The sequence below is a fragment of the Rhodococcus sp. 05-2256-B1 genome, assembly GCF_002258465.1.
GTDB classification, from domain to species: domain Bacteria; phylum Actinomycetota; class Actinomycetes; order Mycobacteriales; family Mycobacteriaceae; genus Rhodococcoides; species Rhodococcoides fascians.
Map to the genome: position 1 here is coordinate 440,116 of NZ_NOZA01000017.1, position 22,864 is coordinate 462,979.

At 64.5% G+C, this 22,864-nt stretch carries 21 protein-coding genes; 11 read left to right on the plus strand and 10 right to left on the minus strand.

The window, feature by feature from the left end; all coding sequences use genetic code 11:
- Positions 1-2: 2 nt before the first annotated feature.
- A complete protein-coding gene (locus CH285_RS10335) occupies positions 3-2,027 on the minus strand; it encodes an amidase (protein ID WP_094643474.1) in 2,025 nt (674 codons plus the stop codon).
- 105 nt (positions 2,028-2,132) lie between these two features.
- On the opposite strand from CH285_RS10335, the gene CH285_RS10340 reads away from it, so the two are divergent.
- A complete protein-coding gene (locus CH285_RS10340; protein ID WP_032367318.1) occupies positions 2,133-2,756 on the plus strand; it encodes a TetR/AcrR family transcriptional regulator in 624 nt (207 codons plus the stop codon).
- Positions 2,757-2,780: 24 nt separating this feature from the next.
- Here CH285_RS10340 and CH285_RS10345 read toward each other — a convergent pair whose 3' ends face one another.
- Positions 2,781-4,991, minus strand: coding sequence for a sensor domain-containing protein (locus CH285_RS10345; RefSeq protein ID WP_094643475.1), 2,211 nt, complete (start codon positions 4,989-4,991; stop codon positions 2,781-2,783).
- A gap of 227 nt (positions 4,992-5,218) precedes the next feature.
- Positions 5,219-5,818 (minus strand): NAD(P)H:quinone oxidoreductase, encoded by a 600-nt coding sequence (gene wrbA / locus CH285_RS10350; RefSeq protein WP_027495694.1) that lies wholly within the window; start codon positions 5,816-5,818, stop codon positions 5,219-5,221.
- Between the two features lie 151 nt (positions 5,819-5,969).
- Between wrbA and CH285_RS10355 the strand changes: the two genes are divergently transcribed.
- A complete protein-coding gene (locus tag CH285_RS10355; RefSeq protein WP_032389109.1) occupies positions 5,970-7,148 on the plus strand; it encodes an acyl-CoA dehydrogenase family protein in 1,179 nt (392 codons plus the stop codon).
- A 29-nt stretch (positions 7,149-7,177) separates the two neighbouring features.
- Here CH285_RS10355 and CH285_RS10360 read toward each other — a convergent pair whose 3' ends face one another.
- Complete coding sequence (locus tag CH285_RS10360; protein ID WP_032389108.1) at positions 7,178-7,783, minus strand: NAD(P)H-dependent oxidoreductase; 606 nt, start codon at positions 7,781-7,783, stop codon at positions 7,178-7,180.
- A gap of 79 nt (positions 7,784-7,862) precedes the next feature.
- Here CH285_RS10360 and CH285_RS10365 point away from each other — a divergent pair, with 79 nt between their 5' ends.
- On the plus strand, positions 7,863-8,438 hold the full coding sequence (locus CH285_RS10365; RefSeq protein WP_032389107.1) for a TetR/AcrR family transcriptional regulator: 576 nt from the start codon (positions 7,863-7,865) through the stop codon (positions 8,436-8,438).
- A gap of 19 nt (positions 8,439-8,457) precedes the next feature.
- Here the strand turns inward: CH285_RS10365 and CH285_RS10370 are convergent, their stop codons facing one another.
- The gene (locus CH285_RS10370) at positions 8,458-9,882 is read right to left on the minus strand and encodes an amidase (RefSeq protein WP_094643476.1); all 1,425 of its coding nucleotides are present in this window, start codon (positions 9,880-9,882) and stop codon (positions 8,458-8,460) included.
- Positions 9,883-10,133: 251 nt separating this feature from the next.
- Between CH285_RS10370 and CH285_RS10375 the strand changes: the two genes are divergently transcribed.
- Positions 10,134-11,708 carry an AbgT family transporter gene (locus CH285_RS10375; protein ID WP_080729091.1) on the plus strand — a complete coding sequence of 525 codons (1,575 nt, stop codon included), beginning with the start codon at positions 10,134-10,136 and terminating at the stop codon, positions 11,706-11,708.
- A 27-nt stretch (positions 11,709-11,735) separates the two neighbouring features.
- Here the strand turns inward: CH285_RS10375 and CH285_RS10380 are convergent, their stop codons facing one another.
- Positions 11,736-12,725 (minus strand): Lrp/AsnC family transcriptional regulator, encoded by a 990-nt coding sequence (locus CH285_RS10380; RefSeq protein WP_094660258.1) that lies wholly within the window; start codon positions 12,723-12,725, stop codon positions 11,736-11,738.
- Between the two features lie 108 nt (positions 12,726-12,833).
- Positions 12,834-13,838 carry a 1-aminocyclopropane-1-carboxylate deaminase gene (locus CH285_RS10385; protein WP_032381509.1) on the minus strand — a complete coding sequence of 335 codons (1,005 nt, stop codon included), beginning with the start codon at positions 13,836-13,838 and terminating at the stop codon, positions 12,834-12,836.
- Positions 13,839-13,937: 99 nt separating this feature from the next.
- On the opposite strand from CH285_RS10385, the gene CH285_RS10390 reads away from it, so the two are divergent.
- The gene (locus CH285_RS10390; protein ID WP_094643478.1) at positions 13,938-14,612 is read left to right on the plus strand and encodes a GntR family transcriptional regulator; all 675 of its coding nucleotides are present in this window, start codon (positions 13,938-13,940) and stop codon (positions 14,610-14,612) included.
- Between the two features lie 60 nt (positions 14,613-14,672).
- Entirely contained in the window at positions 14,673-15,098 is a 426-nt protein-coding gene (locus CH285_RS10395; RefSeq protein WP_094643479.1) for a nitroreductase/quinone reductase family protein, read from the plus strand.
- Between the two features lies 1 nt (position 15,099).
- Here the strand turns inward: CH285_RS10395 and CH285_RS27905 are convergent, their stop codons facing one another.
- Complete coding sequence (locus tag CH285_RS27905) at positions 15,100-15,249, minus strand: hypothetical protein (protein WP_167328339.1); 150 nt, start codon at positions 15,247-15,249, stop codon at positions 15,100-15,102.
- A gap of 105 nt (positions 15,250-15,354) precedes the next feature.
- Here CH285_RS27905 and CH285_RS10400 point away from each other — a divergent pair, with 105 nt between their 5' ends.
- Entirely contained in the window at positions 15,355-16,074 is a 720-nt protein-coding gene (locus tag CH285_RS10400) for a GAF and ANTAR domain-containing protein (RefSeq protein WP_032366830.1), read from the plus strand.
- 13 nt (positions 16,075-16,087) lie between these two features.
- On the opposite strand, the gene CH285_RS10405 is transcribed toward CH285_RS10400, so the two are convergent.
- Positions 16,088-17,323 (minus strand): glycosyltransferase, encoded by a 1,236-nt coding sequence (locus CH285_RS10405; RefSeq protein ID WP_176458457.1) that lies wholly within the window; start codon positions 17,321-17,323, stop codon positions 16,088-16,090.
- A 549-nt stretch (positions 17,324-17,872) separates the two neighbouring features.
- On the opposite strand from CH285_RS10405, the gene CH285_RS10410 reads away from it, so the two are divergent.
- The 4 genes from CH285_RS10410 (at position 17,873) to katG (ending at position 22,376) form a co-directional block, all read left to right on the plus strand.
- Complete coding sequence (locus CH285_RS10410) at positions 17,873-18,352, plus strand: STAS domain-containing protein (protein ID WP_094643481.1); 480 nt, start codon at positions 17,873-17,875, stop codon at positions 18,350-18,352.
- An 82-nt stretch (positions 18,353-18,434) separates the two neighbouring features.
- A complete protein-coding gene (locus CH285_RS10415; protein ID WP_094643482.1) occupies positions 18,435-19,574 on the plus strand; it encodes a carboxylate-amine ligase in 1,140 nt (379 codons plus the stop codon).
- Positions 19,575-19,680: 106 nt separating this feature from the next.
- Entirely contained in the window at positions 19,681-20,154 is a 474-nt protein-coding gene (locus CH285_RS10420; protein WP_045842162.1) for a Fur family transcriptional regulator, read from the plus strand.
- Positions 20,151-22,376, plus strand: a complete 2,226-nt coding sequence (gene katG / locus CH285_RS10425; RefSeq protein WP_094643483.1) for a catalase/peroxidase HPI — start codon at positions 20,151-20,153, stop codon at positions 22,374-22,376. The genes CH285_RS10420 and katG overlap by 4 nt, the downstream gene beginning before the upstream one ends.
- Before the next feature lie 11 nt (positions 22,377-22,387).
- On the opposite strand, the gene CH285_RS10430 is transcribed toward katG, so the two are convergent.
- The gene (locus CH285_RS10430; protein ID WP_052054633.1) at positions 22,388-22,672 is read right to left on the minus strand and encodes a DUF3263 domain-containing protein; all 285 of its coding nucleotides are present in this window, start codon (positions 22,670-22,672) and stop codon (positions 22,388-22,390) included.
- Between the last annotated feature and the right edge of the window lie 192 nt (positions 22,673-22,864).

Below are 22,864 nucleotides of genomic sequence, written 5' to 3' on the forward strand. Positions count from 1 at the left end.
GATCAGAGAGGCGATCCGTCGGTGGTCGCCATGGCACCGGCGACACCACCGTCTGCGCAGCGGGCGACGGCGACGACGAGGGGACCGTACGGTGCCCGCCACTCACTGTGCAGGGTGTCGTACGAACCCGGAGGAATCGACACTGTCCCGGTGACGGCGCTGCCCGTCGTGTGGAGCGGCACTCTCACTCCGTCGACGAAAGCCTGTACGTCGTCGATGGAACCGCCGTCGATCCGGACGGCGAAGGTGAGTTCGTCGCCCGCGGATCCCGGCCGAATCTGCACGTCGGTCACTGCGATGGAGGCATCCGAGTCACCGGCACCGACGATGCCGTCGAACACGTGCTCGTCGGTCAGTGCCGGGGTGCGTGCGGGAGCCATTCGTCGGGCCCCGAGGGCGTCGACGGAACGGGCGAGACGCAGCAGGGTCGAATCGGAGTAGGCAGCACCGGCCAGGGTCAAGCCGACCGGCATCGACGTGTCGCTCATCGACCCCATGGGAACGGTGACGGTGGGTATGCCGAGGTGGCGGGGCACGAGATTGCCGTTGGCCACCCAGACTCCGTTGCGCCAGGCGATGTCGGCGGACGCGACGTCGACATCGGCGTCGGCGGGGCCGACATCGGCAACGGCCGGAAAGACGACTGCGTCGAAGCGGTTGTCCTGCAACCACTTCTCGAAGTCGACGCGGCGGACCTCTTCCAATCCGCGCATGCCGGCCTCCACGGACGGAATGCGATCGAACGGCGTCACCCCTGCTTTCGCCATGGGAACGTAGTCCGCCAGATCGTAGGCCGTGTCGAACGGCAGAATGCCGTAGCGATCGGGTAGCGCGCCCGTGGGATGCGGGAAGATGCGCGCCCCGTCGGTCTCGGCCAGGCCGCGCAGGCCTGGCTGACCGTTCGCGGTGAGGAAGCTGTCGAACGCCCACACGGAGAGTTCTTCCAGCTCGCGTTCGAGGAACTCGGCGGGAACGAGACCGCGGTCGACCATGGTCTGCGAGTTCGGGTGCAGGCCTTCGTAGTTCTCCACGACGGGGAAGTCGGTGTCGATCACTTCTGCGCCTGCAGCGACCAGATCGTCACGCATGGTCTGCCACAGGGTCATCACCGAATCGCGGGTGTGGATCGGATATGCGCTGTCGGGATCGCCGTTGACGTACAGGCGAGGTACGGCGAGGCGGAGCCCCTGCAACGGCAGTGGCGGCAGATCGGTGAAGGACGCGGGCCGAACATCCGAGGCCGGCGGGATCGACACCCATTCCTGCATGCGCCACAGGTCGCCCTCGGTGACCGCGTCGTCGGCCACGACCACGTCCAGTAGGTGCAGTAGGTCGTCGACCGTACGGGCATGCGGCACAACGACATCCATCGTGGGCACCAACGGCCAGTTGCCCCGCACCGAGATCACCCCGCGAGAGGGCGTGTAGGCGACGAGCGCATTGTTCGACGCGGGTGCGCGGCCCGAGGACCAGGTTTCCTCGGCGAGCCCGAAGGCGGCGAAACTCGCAGCTGTCGCCGTACCCGAGCCGTTGGAGGATCCCGAGCCGAACGCCGAGGTGAGAAACTGTGCGGAGTAGGGACTTTCGGCGCGTCCGTAGAGTCCGCGCTGCATTCCACCCGCTGCCATCGGCGGCATGTTGGTCAGGCCCAGGCAGATCGCGCCTGCCGCTCGCAGCTGGGCCACGGCGAAGGCGTCGTCGGTCGCGACGAGGGTCTCGAATGCGGGCGAGCCGGCCGTCACCGGAAGACCGCGCACCTTGTAGCTGGACTTGGCGGTGTAGGGGATTCCGTCCATCGGGCCGAGAGTCTGCCCAGCGCTCCGGCGCCGGTCGGCTGCGCGGGCTTCCTCGAACGCGTCCGGGTTCAGTACAGGGACGGCGTTGAGGCTGATGCCGGTGCGGTCGTAGTGCCCGATTCGATTGAGGTAACGCGCTACCAGTTCGACGCTCGTCACAGTGCCCTCGGCGAGCGCGGCGGAAACGCCGGCGACATCGGCCTCGACCACGGTGAAGGAAGCAGAAGTCATGACAGAACTAAAACACACACTGTCGGTTTTGGGAACGGGTGAATCGAAAAAAATCCCGACATGCAAGGCTGTCCGTACTCGACGACTGCCCGAGAGGAGGCGACCATGGCACGACCACCTCGCGCCATTCTCAGCCGTGACCTGATCGCCCGCACCGCATTGGCCCTGGTCGATCGGCACGGAGCCGACGGTGCGAGCATGCGGGGCGTGGCGCTGAAATTGGGCGTGAACCCTACTTCCCTCTACAATCACGTCGCCGACCGCGCGGCGATGATCGAAGACGTCCGAGCGCTGGTCTCGGCCCGAATCGACTCGGCACCGCTACGCGAATTGCCGTGGGAGGAGGGCCTCGTCGAATGGGCGAGGTCCTATCGATTGGCGTTCGCGGAGCATCACCGCGCCGTTCCCCTCCTCATGACCACACGCGCATCGACCCCGGTGCTGTTGGCGGAGTACGAGGATTTCTCTGTTGCCGCAGAGGCGGTGGGCTGGGCGAGCAGGGATGTGTTACCTCTGCTGACCGCGTTCGAATCGTTCATCCTCGGCAGTGTCCTCGACATGTCCGGCCCGAGTGTCGTATTCGATCCTGCCGGCCAGGAGGAGGCTTTCCCGCGGTTGGCCGCGGCCTACGAGACCGTCCAACACGAGGATGCCGACGATCCCATTGCCACCCGCGCCTTCGAGATGGGTCTGGCGATGCTCGTCGCATCGGCGCGCCCCCGGCGGTGAGATCGAGACCCGTGTTCGACGCGCTCAGCGTTGTCGCGCTGCGCTCTCACGGGACAGCAGCAGTGCCGTGTGCTCGGCGTCGGCGGGCCGACCCAGCAGAAATCCTTGCACCAGATTGCATCCCGCTGCGGTGAGAGCGTCGAGCTGCGCCTGCGTTTCGACGCCTTCGCCCACGACTGTCACGCCGTAGGCTTTCGCCAGTGACACGATGGCGGTCAACACTTCTCGTCCTCGCTCGGTGTCGAGAGCGTCGATGTACGTTCGGTCGATCTTGAAGCTGCCGATCACCGGGAAGCGTTCGAGGTAGGCCAGGCTGCTGTAGCCCTTCCCGACATCGTCGAGTGACAACGCAACTCCCATCTCGTGGAGTCTCGCCAAATTGGACGCAACGGTGCCGGTGTCGGCGAGCCATTCCGTCTCGGTGAGTTCGAGAACGACGCCGTCAGCGTGCGCACCGGTGGTGAGCAGGGCGGCAGCCACTCGATCGGGAAAGGCCGGGTCGCGCAGTTGCAGCGCGCTGATGTTGACGCGCATGCCGACGCAGCCCAGCCCGCGCCAGTCGACGAGTTGTCGACAGGCGGTGGTGAGGGCCCAATCGTCGAGAAGCGTTGCCACACCGGTGCGTTCGGCCACGGCAACGAATTCGGACGGTTCGATGGAACCGAGATTCGGGTGCTGCCAACGCGCCAGAGCTTCGACGGAAACGATGTGTCCGGTCTCGACGTCGATCACGGGTTGGTAGTCCAGTGTCAGGTCGCCGGAGGCCACGGCGCGGCGCAGGTCCACCGACATGGAGCGCACCCGGTCGGCGTCGTAGAGGTCGCTGGAGTCGAAGACGGCGTGCCCGGCCCTGGTGTCCTTGGCGCGGTACATCGCCAGGTCGGCCGATCGAAGGAGCTCGCGTCGGGTCGAGCCCGCAGTGGACACCGCAACTCCGATGCTGGCGCTCACCGGAATCGGGTCGTCGCCCTCGTCTTCCGCGGTAGGGGCCGTGAGAGCGGAACGGATGCACTCGGCGACGCGTTCGGCATGTGCGACGTCGTCGATGTGATTGCAGATCATCAGGAATTCGTCGCCGCCGAGCCTGGCCACGGTATCGCCAGGTCTCGCGGTCGCGGCCAGGCGGCGTGAGAAGTGCACGAGTGCGCGGTCTCCGACGTCGTGGCCGAGGCTGTCGTTGATGATCTTGAAATCGTCGACGTCGAGCAACAGCAGGGCCACTCGGCCGCCGGTGTCCGCGACCTGTGCGAGCGCAGTGTCGATCGCATCGTACGCCACCGCGCGATTCGGCAGTTCGGTCAAGGGATCGTGCGCGCTGCGCCAGCGCAGCTCGCGGTCGAGTTCCACTCGTTCGAGTGCAGCGGAGAGCACTCCGGCGACTGCGGAGACGAACGCGATGTCTCCGTCGCCGAAAACGTGTGGTTCTCGGCCGAACAGGATCAGTACGCCCCACAGCCCGGCACCGATGGTGATCGGAACGGCGGCACCGCTGCGAAAGCCCAGGGCAGCCATGGCCGAGGTGTCGAATCGTGTTTCGGATTCGACGTCGGAACACACGGTGATCGCCCTTCGCGCCAGGGCGTAACCGGTCAACGACCCGTCGCCGGTGGCAAGCACGAAATCGTGTGGGAGCGTGCGGGTGATCGCGTCGACGGACAGAAGCGGGTCGGTCGAGTCCTCCGAACGTCGGGCCAGGGCCGCAGACTCGACGCCCACCAACTTGGCCGCCGTGCTCGTGGCCGCAGTCAGCACAGTATCGAAGTCCGCCGTGACGGCAAGTGCGCTCAATTCGGCCAGTGCCCGTTGCTCGACTGCGATTCTCTCCGCCGATACAGCCGCGGCCAGCAGGTCCAGGTCGCGCTGGTGGCCACGGGTGCGGTCGCGGACGATCGTGGCGATCAGGTCGGGTTCTCGCCCGGAACGTCTGACGACGAACGTGGACAGGGCAACGGGAATGCCCGCGCCGGAGACGAAGTGGCGTAATTCGGTACGGCCCTGCCAGTGACCGGTCGTCTGCAACGCATGTTCGACGTCACCGGAGACTTCGAGCCCGCGGGCCGTGAAGAAATCTGCTGTGAACAGGCCTGTCGACGGCAGTTCCTCCAGGCCGACCAGGCGGAGGCCGACCGGATTGACGTCGATCACGCTGCCGGAGAACGCGGACAGGGCCACCATGTCGGGCGATTCGTCGAACAGGGCGCGGAGAACGAGCGGATCGAAGCCGGGATCCTTCATCGATGTCCGTTTCGCACTGGTCGCAGCGACGAGTCGGTGGGCGACGCCACCGACCGCTCGCAGAAGTCAGCGGAGTTGCTGTTCCCTGCACACAGCATGGCGGTGCGCGCCCGAGATGACAAACACGCCGTTTGTCATCACGCATGTACTACGTCCGGGTCCGCACTGGCGATGTGCGGACCCGGACGCGAATCGGTCGGTCTTCTCGAGGTGACGAGAGCCGGCCTTTACTTCGCCAGAGCCTCGGCGATGGTGACGACGCGCGTGGCCATGTGGGTCAGCGCTGCGGTGGTCGCGTCGTCCAGTTCGTTCTTGTTCTCGGGTCCGGTGACGTGGCTGACGCCGTAGGGGTTGCCGTCGGCGAACTTCAGTCCGTCGGTGTATCCGGGCGGAACCAGGACGCCGCCGAAGTGCATCAGCGAGGTGTAGAGACCGATGAGGGTGGTCTCCTGGCCGCCGTGCGCGGTCTGGCTCGAGGTGAAGGCTGCGTATGCCTTGTTCGCAAGTTCACCCTTGGCCCAGTAGCCGCCGAGTGAGTCCATGAAGTTCTGGAACGGAGCTGCGGTGCTACCGAAACGCGTCGGAGATCCGAGGATGACACCGTCGGCCCAGACGATGTCGTCGCCGCTGGCAGCGGGAAGATCCTTGGTCGCCTCGTAATTGGCGGACCAGGCCGGGTTCTCGGCGAAGGTGCTGGGGTCGCGCGTCTCCGCGATGTGCCGCACGCGTACTTCGGCTCCTGCTGCCGTCGCTGCGTCGGCGAGCTTGTTCGCCATCGTGGATCCGTGGCCGGTCGCGGAGTAGTAGATGATTGCGATCTTCGTCATCGATCAGACCTTTCGTCGGGTGGACATCCGAAGTAGTTGCGATGTCAACTGTATTCGATGGTACCCACTATGATTGTTGTGTCAACTACTCGCGGTTGTCGGTTGTCGGTTGTCGGTTGTCCGATCCGTGGGCAGCGTCGATAGTGGTGCCATGACCGTGCGCAATGCCGAGGTACCCGACGACGTCTTCGCGGACGTGAAGAAGCAGGTCTCCCAGTTCGTCCGATCGCGGGTGGTTCCGCGTGAACTCGAGATCATGAACGCCGATTCGATTCCCGACGATCTCCGGAGACAGTCCGCCGAGATGGGGTTGTTCGGATACGCGATTCCGCAAGAGTTCGGTGGTCTCGGCCTGGACTTGGTTCAGGATGTCGAGATTGCCATGGAGCTCGGCTACACCACACTGTCGTTGCGGTCGATGTTCGGCACCAACAACGGAATCGCGGGCCAGGTGCTCGTCGGGTTCGGCACCGACGAGCAGAAGGCAACGTGGTTGCCCGGCATGGCGGCCGGCGACGTCGTCGCGTCGTTCGCGTTGACCGAGGACGGTGCCGGCTCGAACCCGGCAGGGCTGAGAACGACGGCAGTAGTGGACGGTACTGGCTGGATCATCAGCGGAAGCAAGCGCTACATCACCAATGCGCCCATCGCGGACCTGTTCGTCGTGTTCGCGCGAGTGGACCCGAAGCCGAACAGCGGCAACGGGATCGCGGTGTTTCTGGTCCCCGCCGACGCTGCGGGTGTCGAGGTCGGTGACAAGGACGCGAAGATGGGTCAGCAGGGAGCAGGAACCGCGGATGTGACGTTCACCGACGTCGAGGTCGACGCCGACGCTCTGGTGGGCGGCAACGGTGACATCGGATACCGGGCGGCGATGACGTCGTTGGCGCGTGGCCGCGTCCACATCGCAGCGCTCGCCGTCGGTCAAGCGCAGCGTGCCCTGGACGAATCCGTCTCCTACGCTGCGTCTTCCACGCAGGGTGGCGAGCCCATCGGCAATCATCAACTCGTCCAGGCCATGATCGCCGACCAGCAGACGGGAGTCATGGCAGGCCGGGCCATGGTGCGTGAGGCTGCCCGAGCCTGGGTGGAGGACACCGATCGACGGATCGCGCCATCGGCGGTGAAGCTGTTCTGCACCGAGATGGTCGGCACAGTTGCCGACCTCGCGGTCCAAATCCACGGCGGCGCAGGGTATATGCGCGGCGTTCCCGTCGAGCGAATCTATCGAGATGTCCGTCTTCTCCGCCTGTACGAGGGCACGAGCGAAATTCAGCGGCTGATCGTCGGCGGCGGTTTGATCCGTGCCGAGCAGAAGCGGAATCGCTGACCACCCTCGTCCCGCGTGGCTGTGGCAGGTCAGGTGAGCGCGCGCTGCGCGGCGACCCGGTCCGCGACCGTGCTACCGATAGCGGAGATCTCGGTAGCGAGTTCCGCGCGACTCCTGGTGTCCGACCCGTATACGAAGTTCGTGGATCCCACTGTGGCACCGCAGTATTCGATGATGCCGCGTTCGATCTGCGTTCGAATGGCCTGATGGACGCCATGGCGCTCGAAGCTGTCTGCATCGTCTCCCGCGACGACGACCAGATGGATGGTGAGTCGGTCCAGCTTCTTCACGAATACTCTGTCCCCGTATTCGTAGGCCCAACCCTCGACGAACACGCGGTCGATCCAGCCTTTCAGTAGCGCCGGCATCGACCACCAGTACATCGGGAAGACGAGAACCAGGTGTTCGGCGCGGTCGATCCGTGTCTGCTCCTCGGCTACATCGGACGGTGTGCTCCCGTTTCCACGAAACAGGCTCAGATCTGCAGCCGAAAATCGTGGATCGAAGCTCTCCGCGGCGAGATCTGCGGTCTCCACGGTGGTGCCCGTGGATCGGATGGCCTCGACTACGGAGTGAGCGACCTGATGGGTCAGAGAGTGCGGGTCGGGATGGGAGACTACGACGAGCGTGTTCATGGCTGTTCCTTCGGCTGGGGAAGATCGGCTATGTACGAACAGTAGGTTACTATTAGTATATAAGCAAGGAGGTAGCGGAATGGCACGGACGAGGCTGTCGCGCTCCGATCGAAACGCCCAGTTGATCGAGGTGTCCTGGGCTCTCGTACGCGCCGAAGGGGCCGACGCGTTGACTCTCGGACGGCTCGCAGAACATGCCGGTGTCGCGAAACCGGTGGTGTACAGCCACTTCGCCTCCCGCGCCGAACTTCTTGCCGCTCTGTTCACCGAATTCGATGCCAGGCAGGCGGCGATGCTGGAGGAATCTCTCGACTCGGCACCCATGACGGTCCGCGGTCGGGCGCAGGCCATTGCCGACTCCTACGTGGGGTGCACATTGGCCCAGGGGAGGGAATTGACGGGTGTCCTTGCGGCACTCGAAGGTTCGCCCGAACTCGAACAGGTCAAGCGCACCGCCGAGCGCGCCTACTTCGAGCGGTGTCGGGAGATTCTGCGTCCGTTCACCGATGCCGACGGCATGTCCACGCCATCTCTGACCGCCGTCTTCGGTGCCGCAGACGCGTTGTCCCACGGTGCCGTATCCGGGTCACTCACACCGGCCGAAGCGATCGGGGAGTTGACCGATCTGATCGTCGCCGCGGTCGCCAGGTCCTGAACTCGGCCCGCCGGATCTGTCAGACGGTGGCGGCCGCCGATTCGGGCGCACGACGGTGGAATGCCGTCTCGGCCTCGAAGGCATGCGCGACCCGGAGCAGCAGGTGATCGGCGCGGTCGGCGGTGACGATCTGCAATCCAACCGGAAGACCGGAGGAGCTGAAGCCGCCGGGCATCGACAGTGACGGTAGGCCTGTCGCCGAGATCAGCGAAGCGGCCCGCATCCAATCGAGGTAGTTGTTCATCGGCGTGCCGTCGACGACGGCGGGGTACTCCTCGTCCGCGGGGAACGGAAGTACCTGAACGGCAGGCGCGATCAATACGTCGTATCGCGAGAAGAACTGCCGCACTGCAGTATCGAGATTCTTGCGAGCGGTGTTGGCGGAGATCATGTCTCGTGTCGTGAGCGCCATTCCCTTGTCGACGTTCCACTGCACGGCGCTCTTCATGCGGTGCCGGTGTTCGTCCAACAGGTGCCCGTAGGCGGTGGCGAAGTCGAACGCACGCGTCGTCTGGAACACCTCGTCCGCGTCGGACAGGTCCGGGCAATCGACGTCCACACTGGCACCGAGTTGCTCGAACACGTGCAGTTGGCGGCTCAGGACGTCGATCACCTCACGGTCGACGGGTACGCCGAGACCGAAATCCGTTGTCCACGCTACTTTCAGCCCACGCAGCGAGTCGGCCTCCTCCGAGCGGTACGAGTCGTCGAGCGGGAGACCACGAGGGCTGGACGAATCCGGACCGGCGAGTGCGCGCATCAGAAAGCGCACGTCCTCGATGTCGTGCGCGAGCACGCCCTGCCGAGCGATCCAGGCCCACGGGTTCTTGGCGGGCAGCATCGGAATTCGGCCCAACGACGGCCGGTATCCGACGAGGTTGCAGAACGATCCCGGAGTGCGCAGCGACCCGCCCATGTCCGACCCGTCGCCCGCTGGTTGTATCCCGGCGGCGATGGCGGCGGCGGCACCGCCACTGCTGCCGCCGGCACTGCGAGTCGGATCGTACGGATTGGTGGTGGTACCGAACAGCGGATTGAAAGTGTGTGAACCTGCAGCGAATTCGGGAACGTTGGATTTGCCGGTGGTGTTGACACCTGCGCGCTTGAGGCGGGCGATGATGCCCGAGTCCTCGGTGGGGACGTTGTCGGCCAGAATCGGCGAGCCGAAAGTCGTGCGCAGACCGGCGGTCAGGTGATTGTCCTTGTGCGTCATCGGGACGCCGTGCAGAACGGGCAGTGCCTCGCCGGACACCGTTGCGCGGTCTGCTGCACTCGCACGTTCGGTCGCCCCATCGATGTCGAAGGTCACGATCGCGTTGACGACAGGGTTGACGTCCTCGATGCGAGCCAGATGCGACTCGAGCGCCTCGCGGGCCGAGATCTCGCGATCACGGATGTGTGCCGCGAGCGCGCGCAGGGACAGTGACTGAATGTCGCCGGTCATGAAACTCCTCGCTTCGATCCGGATCGGCCGGAGTTGTTGTCGGAAGCCTGTTTCAAGACTGCACCACCGCGCGGAGCCCACCGGGCTATCGTCGTCCATTGAGCGTTTTCGCCGTTGGATTGGCGGTTTCGCTCAGACGGCCGAAAATTTCACACATGCAACATATCGGCAACGTGAACCGACTTGAGTGAGCAGGACATCCGAGCCCGGGGCTCGGTCGCAATCCGACGGTATGCGAAAGAGAGTCAATCATGTCCAGTCAGATCGACGGTCCACCGGCAACTGCGGATGCGCCCGAAACACGAATGCCCTGGGGACTGAAGACACTGTTCCGTCTCGTGTCCAGCATCGAACGCGTCGGCAACAAACTGCCGCACCCCTTCCTGCTGTTCTGGCTTCTGGCCGCAGTGCTGGCAGTGGTCAGCGCGATCCTGGCCGCACTGGGCACCGGGGTGGTGCTACCCAGCACCGGTGAGGTGTCGATGGTTCGCAGCCTGCTCAGCAGTGACGGCGTAGCCATGATCTTCGGAACGGCACTGGACAACTTCGCGGGGTTCGCGCCGCTCCCCATCATCGTGACCGTCATCCTCGGCGTGTCCGTCGCCGAGCATTCCGGTGTGCTCACCACGCTGCTGCGCGCCACCATCGTGAAGCTGCCCGCCAAGTGGGTGACGTTCTCGGTTGCCTTCGCCGGGACCATGTCTCACGTCATGTTCGACGCGGCATTCATCGTCGTCCTTCCGCTGGCGGCAATGGCGTTCAAAGCGGCGGGCCGAAGTCCTGTACTGGGCATGATGGTGGCGTTCGTCGCCATCGCCGGTGGCTACAACGCGTCACCGTTGATCACACCCAGCGATGCCATCATGTCGTCGTTGACGACCTCCGCCGCTCAGATCGTCGATGCCGACTACAGCGTGACCCCGGTGGACAACTACTTCTTCAGTCTCGCGTCGTCTCTGGTGATTTCGATCTTCATCACCCTGGTGGTGGAGTTGGTGATGGCCAAGCACATGAACCTCGATGCCGACGAGGGCGTCGAGGACGGCGCAGAAAAGCTGGCACTCGATCTCGAGCCGATCGAGAAGAAGGGAATGCGCCGCGCCGGAGCAGCTTTGGCGGTGTACGTGGCCGTCGTCGTCGCGGCACTGCTTCCTCCCTCGTCGCCGCTGCGGGGTGAGGACGGCGGGTTCGTACAGTCGATCGTGCTGCAGAACATCGCGTTCTTCATCGCGATCGCCTTCGTCCTGGTCGGATGGGTGTACGGACGCACCACCGGCAGTCTTCGGCAGCTCCGTGAGATTCCGGAATCGATGGCCGTCGGCATCAAGACCCTTGCTCCGATCCTGGTGCTGTTCTTCGCGATATCGCAGTTTCTCGCCTACTTCAAGTGGACCGGCATCGGCAACGTCGTTGCGGTCGAGGGCGCGGAACTGTTGAAAGCCGGGGGATTACACCCCCTCGTGGTGTTCGCCATGATGCTGGTGCTGATCTCGGTGATGAACCTGCTCGTCACCAGTGGTTCGGCCATGTGGTCGATGTTGGCCCCGGTTCTCGTGCCGATGCTCATGTACATCGATGTCAACCCCGAAACCACCCAGGCCGTCTACCGAATCGCCGATTCCTGCACCAACGCGATGACTCCGATGTCGGCCTACTTCGTGCTCACCCTCGGACTCATCCAGCGCTACAAGAAGAATGCGGGCATCGGTACCCTCGCCTCGTTCACCATCCCCGTCGCGCTGGGCATGCTGATCGTGTGGGCGGCGTTGTTCGCAGTCTGGTACATGCTCGGCATCCCGCTCGGCCCCGGCGCACCGATCCGTTGACCGCAGTGACTGCCGCGTCGTACCGGATCAATACAGGTACGACGCGGAGTCCGCGGCCAGCAGACGGTTGCCGCTGCGCTTGGTGGCCCGCAGAATCGACACCACCGAGATCGCGTCGGCCAGGGTGGCCCAGTCCGAGGCAGTTGTCATGCGATGCAACGCCATTCGGTCCGGGCACGCGAGGTTGACGAGCAGACTGTCCGAGCCCGCGAGGGCCACCGCGTACCGAACCTCGGAATGTGCGAGCAGTAGCTCGACCAGTGCTTCGTGGTGTCGAGGCGGAACCTTGACCCAGGCAAGGGCTTCCGCCGAATACCCCAGCAACGCCGGTTCGACGACCACCCGCAGTCTGGATTTGTTGGTCTGCTCCAGCGTGTCCATGTGGCGTCGGACAGTGTTCTCGGTAGCGCCGACGACGCGCGCGATGTCCGAGGTGGGCGTCCGGGCATCCTCGGCCAGGACGCGCAGAATGCTGCGGTGCAGGGTCGAGATCTCCGGTCCCACGCGGCCGTCCGGTTGGTAGCCCTCGTGTACGGGAGGCGTCAGGGCCGCGATCTGGTGCGCATTCAGAATCGCCGGCCGCCACTCGCGGACCGAGCGATAGACCCGCGTGATGGGATCGACCCGAACGCGTCTGATCCCGGTGATGCCGGGTAGGTCGTCGAGCATCAGATCCGCCAGATGGGCATCGTCGACCAGGACTTCGGCGACGCATTCCTCGTGCCCCGACGTGGCGTACACGAACATCGTGTCGTCGCGGCGCGCCAACCCGACTGCCACCGCACGTGCCATACCGACGTGACATCGAGCTCGCAGAACGACCGCGCCCGTCGCGCCGATGACGCCGACCACGCGTACGTCCCCGGAATCGAGTAGTTCCTTGCCGCGTCGGGTGACGGTGCGCTCCGGTTCACCGAGCGCCTCGGCGATGCTGACCCAGGACGCCCGGGGATTGACCTGCAGCGCCGCCGTGATTCGGCAACTCAGCGAGTCCAATTCGTCGGAGCGCTGCCTCATGCGTACACCTTCGCTCGTCGTGCCGAATCGGGTCGGCCGGTGCAGAAACAGGTCCGGTGCCCGAGGATCACCTGTCGATCCTCGGGCACCGGTACCGCGAAGTCCAGCTCAGAAGATTCCGCTGTACGCGTTGAGGGCGGGTTGACCACCCAGGTGTGCGTAGAGAACGGTGGAGTCCTTGCCGATATCGCCCTGCTGAACCAGATCGATCAGTCCGGCCATGGACTTGCCCTCGTACACCGGGTCGATGATCACGCCTTCGAGACGGCCGGTGAGCTTGATCGCCTCGATCGTGGAGTCGACGGGAATTCCGTAGTAGTCGCCGGCCCAGCCTTCGAGGACGGTGATCTCGTCGTCGCGAAGCTCGCGTCCCAGTTCGATGAGTTCTGCTGTGTTACGGGCGATTCGGGCCACCTGGTCGCGGGTCTGGGCGATCTTGGCGGATGCATCGATGCCGATCACTCGACGTGGCCGTTCCTGTCCGGCGAACCCGGCGATCATGCCGGCATGCGTCGACCCGGTCACGCTGCACACGACGATCGTGTCGAAGAAGACGCCGAGCTCCTCTTCCTGCTTCTGTACTTCGTACGCCCAGTTGGCGAAGCCCAGTCCGCCGAGCTTGTGGTCGGAGCCGCCTGCGGGAATGGCGTAGGGTTTGCCGCCCGCTCGCTCGACGTCCTCGATGGCCTTCTGCCAGCTGTCCTTGAATTCGATTCCGAAGCCCGACGGATCGAGGCGGACATCTGCACCCATGATGCGGGAGAGCAGGATATTGCCCACCTTGTCGTTGACCGAATCCGGCCAATCGACCCACTTCTCCTGCACCAGAACTGCTTTGAGTCCGAGCTTTGCCGCGACCGCAGCCACCTGCCGCGTGTGGTTGGACTGCACGCCACCGATCGAGACCAATGTGTCGGCACCCTGCGCGAGAGCGTCCGGGACGATGTACTCGAGCTTGCGAGTCTTGTTGCCGCCGTAAGCCAATCCTGCGTTGACGTCTTCTCGCTTGGCCCAGATCTTGGCCCCGCCGAGGTGTGCGCTCAATCGTTCCATCGGGTGAATCGGGCTCGGGCCGAAGGTGAGGGGATAACGCTCGAAGTCCGCGATCGCCACGTGGTTCTCCTTTGATCGGTGTGTCATGCAGGATGCAATATATCGCATACTGTACGTGGGACGCCTCGCCAGCGAAAGCGGTGGGCTACGATATTTTGCATGCCGGTCCCCGTCGAGCTCGGAAAACACAAGCGCTCCCTGCTGCGCGACAACGCCTACGTCTCGATTCGCGACGCTATCGTCGACGGCACCTTCGCGCCCGGCGAGCGGCTGCGGGATGCCGAACTCGAGCAGTGGCTCGGGGTGTCGCGTACACCTATACGCGACGCCATGGCCAGGCTGGAACTGGCGGGCCTCGTACACACGCAGCCCGGGCGTTCGACCATCGTGTCGACCATCGAACGCAAGGCGGTGCTGGACGCGCAGGCGGTCGCGGCATCGATGCATGCACTCGCGGTCCGGACGGCTGTACCGCTGATGAACAAGCGCGACATCGCCGCGATGCGTCGCGCCAACAAGGATTTCGCCACCGCATTCACCCGAGGCGATGTGGACCTCGCGCTGGCCGGCGACGACGCATTCCACGCAGTCGCCGTCGAAGCGAGTCAGAATCAGGTCGTGGTCACGGTTCTCGAGCAGGTGACGCCGACCCTGCGCCGACTCGAACGGCTACGATTCGCCTCGCTGGTGGGCCGAGATTCGATAGCCCAACACGAACGGATCATCAAGCTCTGCAGTGAGGGTGACGCGGACGGTGCGGCCGCTGCCGTGCAGGAGAATTGGGAGTCGTTGTCTTTGCTCGTCGATCACGAGGACGGAATACCGGGAAATTGACACCGTCGAACGCCGGCGAAAAGCGGAGTGGCCGCGCCGCATGGGCGGCATAATCGGCCCATGGCCGACTTCAACGAGATCATCATCGACGAGTTCCGAAGCAACAATGGCCACGTGTCCACGGCCGGCTTCGGTGATTCGCTCGTCGTTCTGCACACGATCGGTGCCAAGAGCGGTGCGGTGCGGCTGAACCCGCTCATGGCGATTCCGGAGGGAGAGAGCTGGTTGGTGGTCGGCTCGGCTGCCGGGTCACCGAAAGATCCAGCGTGGGTGCACAATCTGCGAGCCCATCCGGCCATCGACATCGAGGCACCCGGGGACGGAGGCATTCGCACCGTTGCCGTCGACGCCGACGAGATTCCGGAATCCGAGTGGGACCGGCAGTGGCAGAAATTCCTCGATGCCTCGGACGGATTCGCGAAATACACGGAGACGGCCGAGGGCAGGCGGTTTCCGATCTTCCGTCTGACCCCGACCGCCGAGTGAATCAGTTCTGCGTGTCGTCCTCGGGCGGGTGTGGGACGTTCTCTTCATCGACGTGAGCACCGACTGCAGCCTCGTCGGGAGATTCTTCGCGCGGACCGTCGTTGCTGCCTTCGGATGGGATCTCTGCACCTGCATCGGTCGGCATGGTCATGAGCACTCCTGATCGTCGGTCGGTTGGTTGCTGCGCTCTGCATGCCCCGCTTCCGGTGGACTCAACCGTCGAGCGGTCGATTCCTGTTGACTAGCATCGTCAGGTATGGGACCCGATCGATCGATGACAGCTCGCGACCTCACACAGGCGATTGCCGAAGCGACGAGGTCATTTTTCGCACCGTCCAGTCTCGACGAGACTCTGCGCGGCGTGACGGAGAGCGCCCGATCTCTGATACCCGCGGTCGATTGCGCCGACATTCTCGTGGTGGCGGGGCCGAAGAAGTACCAGTCGCACGCCGCGACCAGTGAGCTGCCGGTGCGCCTGGACGCAATGCAGGAACGCCTCGACGAGGGGCCGTGCATCGATGCCGCACGAAGCGAGCTGTTCGTGCGGTGCAACGACTTCCGCTCCGATTCCCGCTGGCCACGTTTCGGTCCGGAGGCGGTGGGAGCAGGGGTTCTCAGCAGCCTGTCCTTCCGCCTTTACACCAACGAGGACACCATCGGGGCGCTCAATCTGTTCGCACTGACCAGTGATGCGTTCAGCGACGAGGACGAGGAACTCGGTCGCGTGCTCGCAACCCACGCTGCGGTGGCGTTGTATGCAGCGAACAAGACCGAGCAATTCAAGTCCGGCTTGGCTTCACGGGACATCATCGGCCAAGCCAAGGGCATGTTGATGGAGCGGTACGGAATCGATGCGGTACAGGCGTTCGACTTGATTTCACGGCTGTCGCAAACCCAGAACGTCCCGGTGGCCACCTTGGCCGCAGAACTCGTCGACCTCGGTTCCGAATCGAACAAGGAACGCTCGTCCAGATAGGCTCGCCGGCTGTTCACACCGTGTGCCGACGAGAGGGTGCAGTCGGCGGCACCGGATGGTCGTGAGTCGAGCCGGCTTGCTGGGTCGACCCGGCGTTCACTGTCGACCCGGTCTGTGCGGTTGCCTCGTAGACGCGTGAAGTGTCCTCGGCGATGCGGTCCCACGAGAAGCGAGATTGCGCACGATCGGAGCCGGACACTCCCAGCTCGAAACGCCTGGACTCGTTGCGTAGCAGCTGGGCCAGCTCTCGTGCCAAGCGACGACGGTCGCCCGGCCTGATCGAGCGGCCGGTGACCCCGTCGATCACCAACTCTCCGGCGTAGCCCACTCCGTATGCGACGACGGGAAGTCCGCACGCCATGGCTTCGAGGGTGGCGATCCCTGCCGATTCGGTCGGGGACAGGCAGACGAACACGTCGGCCGACCTCAACAGCGACGACATGTGGCGATGGCGGACCGGGCCGGTGAACACCGTGCGCCCGGCCATGCCGTGTGCTGCGGCGACCGTGCGTAGCTGCGCCACGCCGCTGGATTCGCGTGGCTCGCCGCCGACAACGACCAATTCGGTGTCGTCGAGTTTTCCGAGCAGTTCGATGATCGTCGATACCTCGGCATCCGACCCGACGGTCGCCACCCGACACGCGGCACCGCTGCGTGGTGCAGTCGGTCCGGATGGATCGAAGTCACTCAGATCCACCCCGGTCGGGACGATGGACACCTTGGCTCTGGCGACGCCCATCCGCGTCAACATGTCGGCCACGTCGGGACATGACGCGATGATGCGGCTCGTCGATCGAGCGATCTTCTTCTCCATAGCCGCCCGGGGAACCACCGAATCGGTGCCTGCTGTCGGGGGCCCGGATCGGTCGGTCGCGGCGAGACCGTGGAACGACATCACCGTGGGGACGCCCGTCGCGCCGGCGGCCAGTACGGTTGCCAGCCCCGACACCCATGAATGTGCATGTGCTACATCGGGTTTCGTTCGGAGCAAGTGATCGCGGAGCGAGGAGGCGAACGCACTCGTGTGAGGTATCGATTCCTCTTCGGTCATCGGGACAGCAGGCCCCGCAGACAGGTTGACCACCCGGTAACCGTCGGGGGTGAGCAGCTCGTCCTCGTGATCCGGGTTCTGCTTCCTGGTGTACACATCGACTCGGGTGCCGGCGCGGGCCAGCGACGAGGCCAGCCGATCGAGCTGGGCAGCCGATTGTTCTGCCTCGATGCCGGCCGCATCATTTATCGGACTCACGTGTTCGGAGACAAGCGCAACGTGCATATCGATTCGATCCCTGATGGGTTCGCACGGCCCCTTTCGGGCGCATAGCCCGGCACCGGTGAAGGGTGTGGGATATGCCGACCCGATTTTGGAGTCAGCGTGCTCGAGACGCGGCCAGAACGGTCATCGCAACTGGGCGTCGAACAACACCCTATTACGTGCAGCCGCGTTGCGAAACCTCACACGAGGGAGTTGCCATCGCTGGAACGCTCACAACGGGCCGAACCGACGTGCCTTGCGGCCGAAGCGGGGAGCGTGTTCGGTACGGCTACCGGGCACTGGATTGCGGTCGGTTCAACCGTCGACCGCCGAAAATCGCAGCAGCGTAGCGTGTTTCGCCAGGCGCATTTGTGTATACACTGTTTCCACGCGGTTGAGGAGAAGCCCCGTAGTCAGGAAGTAGCGACTGCGAGATGTGCCCGACCGCGCTCTTCGACACCTGATGGTCCGAGACTCGTATTCTCGAGAACTGGTGTCAGAGGCAGCCGACAGTCTCCGGTCGCGAGCCGGTGGAGGTGGGCAATGGTGTTTCTACGGTCGGTGCACAGTGATCCGGAATCGATTCGATTGTCGTTCTGTGGGCCGGACAATCCCGAGGACGGCGCATTCGCGCTGTCCGTGGACGAACTCGTCGGCGGACCGGTCGTCATCCGCATCGTCGGGTCGATCGACAGATCGGCAATTCCGGTCATAGGCGAATGCGTGTCGGAGGCCATCGTGTGCGGGCGGTCGCTGGTCGTGGATCTGCTCGTTGTCGAATTCGTCGACCCCGCAGTGGTTCCCGTCCTCTCGGCAGCTGCCTCGCGGCTCGCTGCGCACCGGTGTCGCGCGATCGTCGCCTGTACACCCGAGCTGCAGCGACAACTCGATCCGAGTGGCGCTCACCTCGGTACGGAATGCGTCCGCAGCGTCGCGGACGCCGTTCGAAGTGCGGTGAAACCGGCGAGATCCGAACAGGTTTCGAATCCCTGCACAGGCGAGACGCCTGCGCGGTCAGCGTGACCGGCAGTTCCGCACCGTGCACGATCGTCGCCGCGGTGTATCTCGCGGTGGTCGTCGGCGATCACCCGGGCGACAGCGCCCGATGAGTGCAAAGGCAGTCCCCACGGTTGGAGTGGAGGAGGAGTTCTTTCTCGCCGACATCGACATGCTGCGTCCGGTGGCGGTCGGCCCCGGTGTCGTCGCGCATGCCCGAGCTGCGGGAATCGATGCCGTCTCGGAGCTGACCGAGGTGCAGGTGGAGGCCAATTCGCCTCCGCTGCAGTGTCTTCGCGAATTGCGGGAGAACGTGATCTCCACCCGCGCCACGCTGTCGGCGGTGGCCCTGGCGCAGGGTGCCCACTTACTGGCGGCAGGTGTCTCGCCGGTTGCGCCTGCTGATCGTGGCCGCCTGCCCATCTCGGACGGCTCCCGCTATCGGCGTCTGGCCGAGACCTACGGGGCACTGGCAGAGAGCGTTGCCACGTGTGGGGGTCACATTCATGTCGAGGTGCCGGACAAGGAGACGGCGATCGGGGTATGCAATGTCGCGCGACCCTGGCTCCCGACACTTCTGGCGTTGACGTGCAACAGCGCTATACACGACGGCGTCGACACTCGGCACTCGAGTTGGCGTTCGACGGTGTGGGGCAGGTGGCCGACGGCTGGTCCGCCCCCTCACCTGAGTTCGACGGCGGAGTACGACGACCTGGTCGGCTCGATGATCGAGACCGGGATGATTCTCGACGAAGCATCGCTCTACTGGGATGTACGGCCCAGCTCCCACCAGCCGACGGTCGAGGTGCGGGTCGGCGACGTACCTGCCGTCGCCGAGGAGGTGGTGTTGTCCGCTGCACTGGTCCGCGGTCTCGTCGTCACGGCCCTTCGGTCCATCGACCGCGGCGAGCCGGCACTCGTCGTGGCCGGCAATCACCTCGCAGCGGCATACCACCGTGCCCGCATGGATGGATTGACCGGCGTCGCAGTGGATCCGAGCACCGGGAGACCGGTGTCGGCATCGAGTCTGCTCCGGTCGCTCGTCCGCTACGTGGAACCGGCGCTGACCAGCACAGGCGACCTCCGCTGCGTGCAGACTTCTCTCGAACGTTTGACGCACCTCGGGAACGGCGCGCAACGCCAACGCCGGATCTTCTCGCGCAATGCAGACGCTGCCGCCGTCGCTGCTCACGCAGCCCGTTTCACTACTGCCGAGTGGAACTCGCCGGTGGCACAGGACGCGGGTTGATCGCGGTGGTCGGCCTCGTCTGCAGGCGGCCGTGCCCGCGCCGCGACACTCGACCGATTCCAGGAAACGATCGACGATGCGACCGAAGGTGGTTATCGTGAAAGCCATGGCAAGCACGTCCGCCAGCATGCTTCGTGACGCCGGACTGAGGGTGACGCGTCCCCGAGAGTTGGTTCTCGATATCGTTGATGCACAACCGCATTCCGATACCGACACCATCTTGCGACTGGCGCGCGCCACCCTGCCCACGGTCTCGAAGCAGGCCGTGTACGACGTGCTCGATGCGTTGACTGCATCGGGTTTGGTTCGTCGTATCCGCCTCGCGGGTCACTCCGCACGTTACGAAACCAGGGTGGCAGACAATCATCACCACATCGTCTGCCGTTCCTGTGGTTTCATCGTCGACGCCGACTGCGCCACCGGTGAGCCACCGTGTGCACGACCCGCCCGAGATCATGGTTTCGTCCTCGACGAGGCCGAGGTGACCTACTGGGGAACGTGCCCCAGTTGTGCATCCGACCGATCGATCGCAGCCCGCGATCGTCCATCCACAATGCCCATCGGAAAGGACAATTCGTGACCTCTGACGCACGCCCACCCCACTCCGCCACCGAGACCGCCAGCACCAGCGAGAGCGAGAATCCGGTCATCGAGTCGCCGAAGCCCAAGGCGCACGCACCGCTGACGAACAAGGACTGGTGGCCGGAGCAGATGGACCTGTCCATCCTGCATGCGCATACCTCCAAATCGAACCCGTTCGGCGAAAAGCTGGACTACAAAGCGGAATTCGAGAAGCTCGACGTGGACGAGCTCAAAGCCGACGTCATCTCGGTGATGACCACTTCGAAAGATTGGTGGCCGGCCGACTACGGCCACTACGGCGGACTCTTCATTCGTATGAGCTGGCACGCCGCCGGCACCTACCGCACGTTCGACGGACGAGGCGGTGGGGGTCAGGGCGCGCAACGCTTTGCGCCACTGAACAGTTGGCCGGACAACGCCAACCTGGACAAGGCGCGTCGGTTGCTGTGGCCGGTCAAGCAGAAGTACGGAAACAAGATTTCGTGGGCCGATCTGCTGGTGTTCGCCGGTAACGCGGCGCTCGAGTCCATGGGGTTCGAGACGTTCGGATTCGGCTTCGGTCGGGAGGACATCTGGGAACCGGAAGAGGTCTTCTGGGGTCCCGAGGATCAGTGGCTGGGCACCGACAAGCGATACTCCGGCGAACTGGAGCTCTCCAAGCCCCTCGGCGCCACCACCATGGGCTTGATCTACGTCAATCCCGAAGGCCCCGAGGGAGAGCCGGATCCGGTGGCCGCGGCCCACGACATCCGGGAAACCTTCGCGCGGATGGCGATGAACGACGAGGAGACGGCGGCACTCATCGTCGGTGGACACAGCTTCGGTAAGACACACGGAGCCGGACCGGCCGACAAGATCGGGCCGGAACCCGAGGGTGCCCCCATCGAACAGCAGGGCCTCGGCTGGAAGAACGGTTACGGCAAGGGCAAGGCCGAGGACCAGATCACCAGCGGGCTCGAGGTGGTCTGGACGGAGACTCCGACGCAGTGGGGTAACGGCTACCTGAAGAATCTCTACGGATACGAGTGGGAGCTCACGAAGAGCCCCGCCGGCGCGTGGCAGTTCACTGCCAAGGACGGTGCCGGTGCGGGCACGATTCCCGATCCGTTCGGCGGTCCGGGCCGTGCCCCCACGATGCTCGTCACCGACATCTCCATGCGGGCAGATCCGGCGTACGAGAGGATCACTCGGAGGTGGTTGGATCACCCCGAGGAGCTCTCGCTCGCGTTCGCCAAGGCGTGGTACAAGTTGCTGCACCGCGATATGGGACCGGTGTCCCGGTACCTCGGGCCGTGGGTTCCCGAACCTCAGCTGTGGCAGGACCCGGTTCCATCGCCGCACGGTGACCTGATCGACGAGGCGGACGCATCTGCGTTGAAGTCGGCGATCCTCGACTCGGGCTCGACGATCGCTCAGCTCATCGGTGTCGCGTGGTCGTCGGTCAGCAGCTTCCGAGTCACCGATTACCGCGGCGGTGCCAACGGCGCTCGGGTTCGGCTCGAGCCACAGAAGAGTTGGGAGGCAAACGAACCCGAGGTCCTCCGCGAGGTGCTCGCAATCTTGGACGGTATACGCGAAAAGTTCGAGGGCTCGGCGGCCGGTGACAAGAAGGTCTCGCTCGCCGACGTCATCGTGCTGGCCGGCAATGCGGCCGTCGAGAAGGCCGCACGCGACGCCGGTTACGAGGTGACCGTCCCGTTCCGGCCGGGTCGCACCGACGCGACGCAGGAGCAGACCGACATCGAATCGTTCTCGGTACTCGAGCCACGAACCGACGGGTTCCGCAACTACATGGCTGCAGGGGAGAGCACTCCCGCGCAGGTGTTGTTCCTCGATCGCGCCTACATGCTGAATCTGACTGCGCCCGAGATGACGGTTCTTCTCGGCGGTCTTCGAGCCTTGGGGGCCAACCACGGTGGTTCGAGCCATGGAGTGTTCACCGATCGCCCCGGAGTTCTGAGCAACGATTTCTTCGTCAATCTGCTCGACTCCGACACCGAGTGGACGACGAGTGAGGACGGCACCTACGTCGGCACGGATCGTGGCTCCGGCAGCCAGAAGTGGACAGCGACATCCATCGACCTGGTGTTCGGGTCCCATTCACAACTGCGAGCGCTGTCGGAGGTGTACGCCCAGGCCGACAACGGTGGCAAGTTCGTCGACGACTTCGTGGCCGCGTGGGCGAAGCTGGCAGACAACGATCGATTCGACATCCGGTAGCGCGGAGCCGATCACCGGGTGAACCAGATGCGCCTTCTGGCAATGGCTTTGATTCGCGTCACCATGACAGGGCTGAGGCCGAACTCGCCGAACACGCTGCCGGGGTCGCGGTCGAGGATCTCCAGCACGGTGCGGTAGTAGTCCTGAGTCGACATCGCGAAGGCGGACCGGATTTCGTCGTCCGGTCCGCCTCCGTGATTGACCCATCTCAGGGCGAAGTCGATCATGGCGCGGTCTGTGTCGGAGTAGAACGCTACCGGTCGCTCTGCCCCCGCAGAAGTACGTCGATTCGGCATAACACACCTCCTGGAACTGACTGTCGATCCGAAATTAGCACTGCTCGCGAACACGTGCCAAGGGTCCGGTATCTGCGATAAGGACCCGAATATCGGGTCGTAAGCCCCGTGTTTGGACTGCCGTCGTGCGTGGAAGTCGATACACAGCTCGGCGTACGCGCCCGGGCCGTGCGGTCGAGCCAGGGGCTGGAG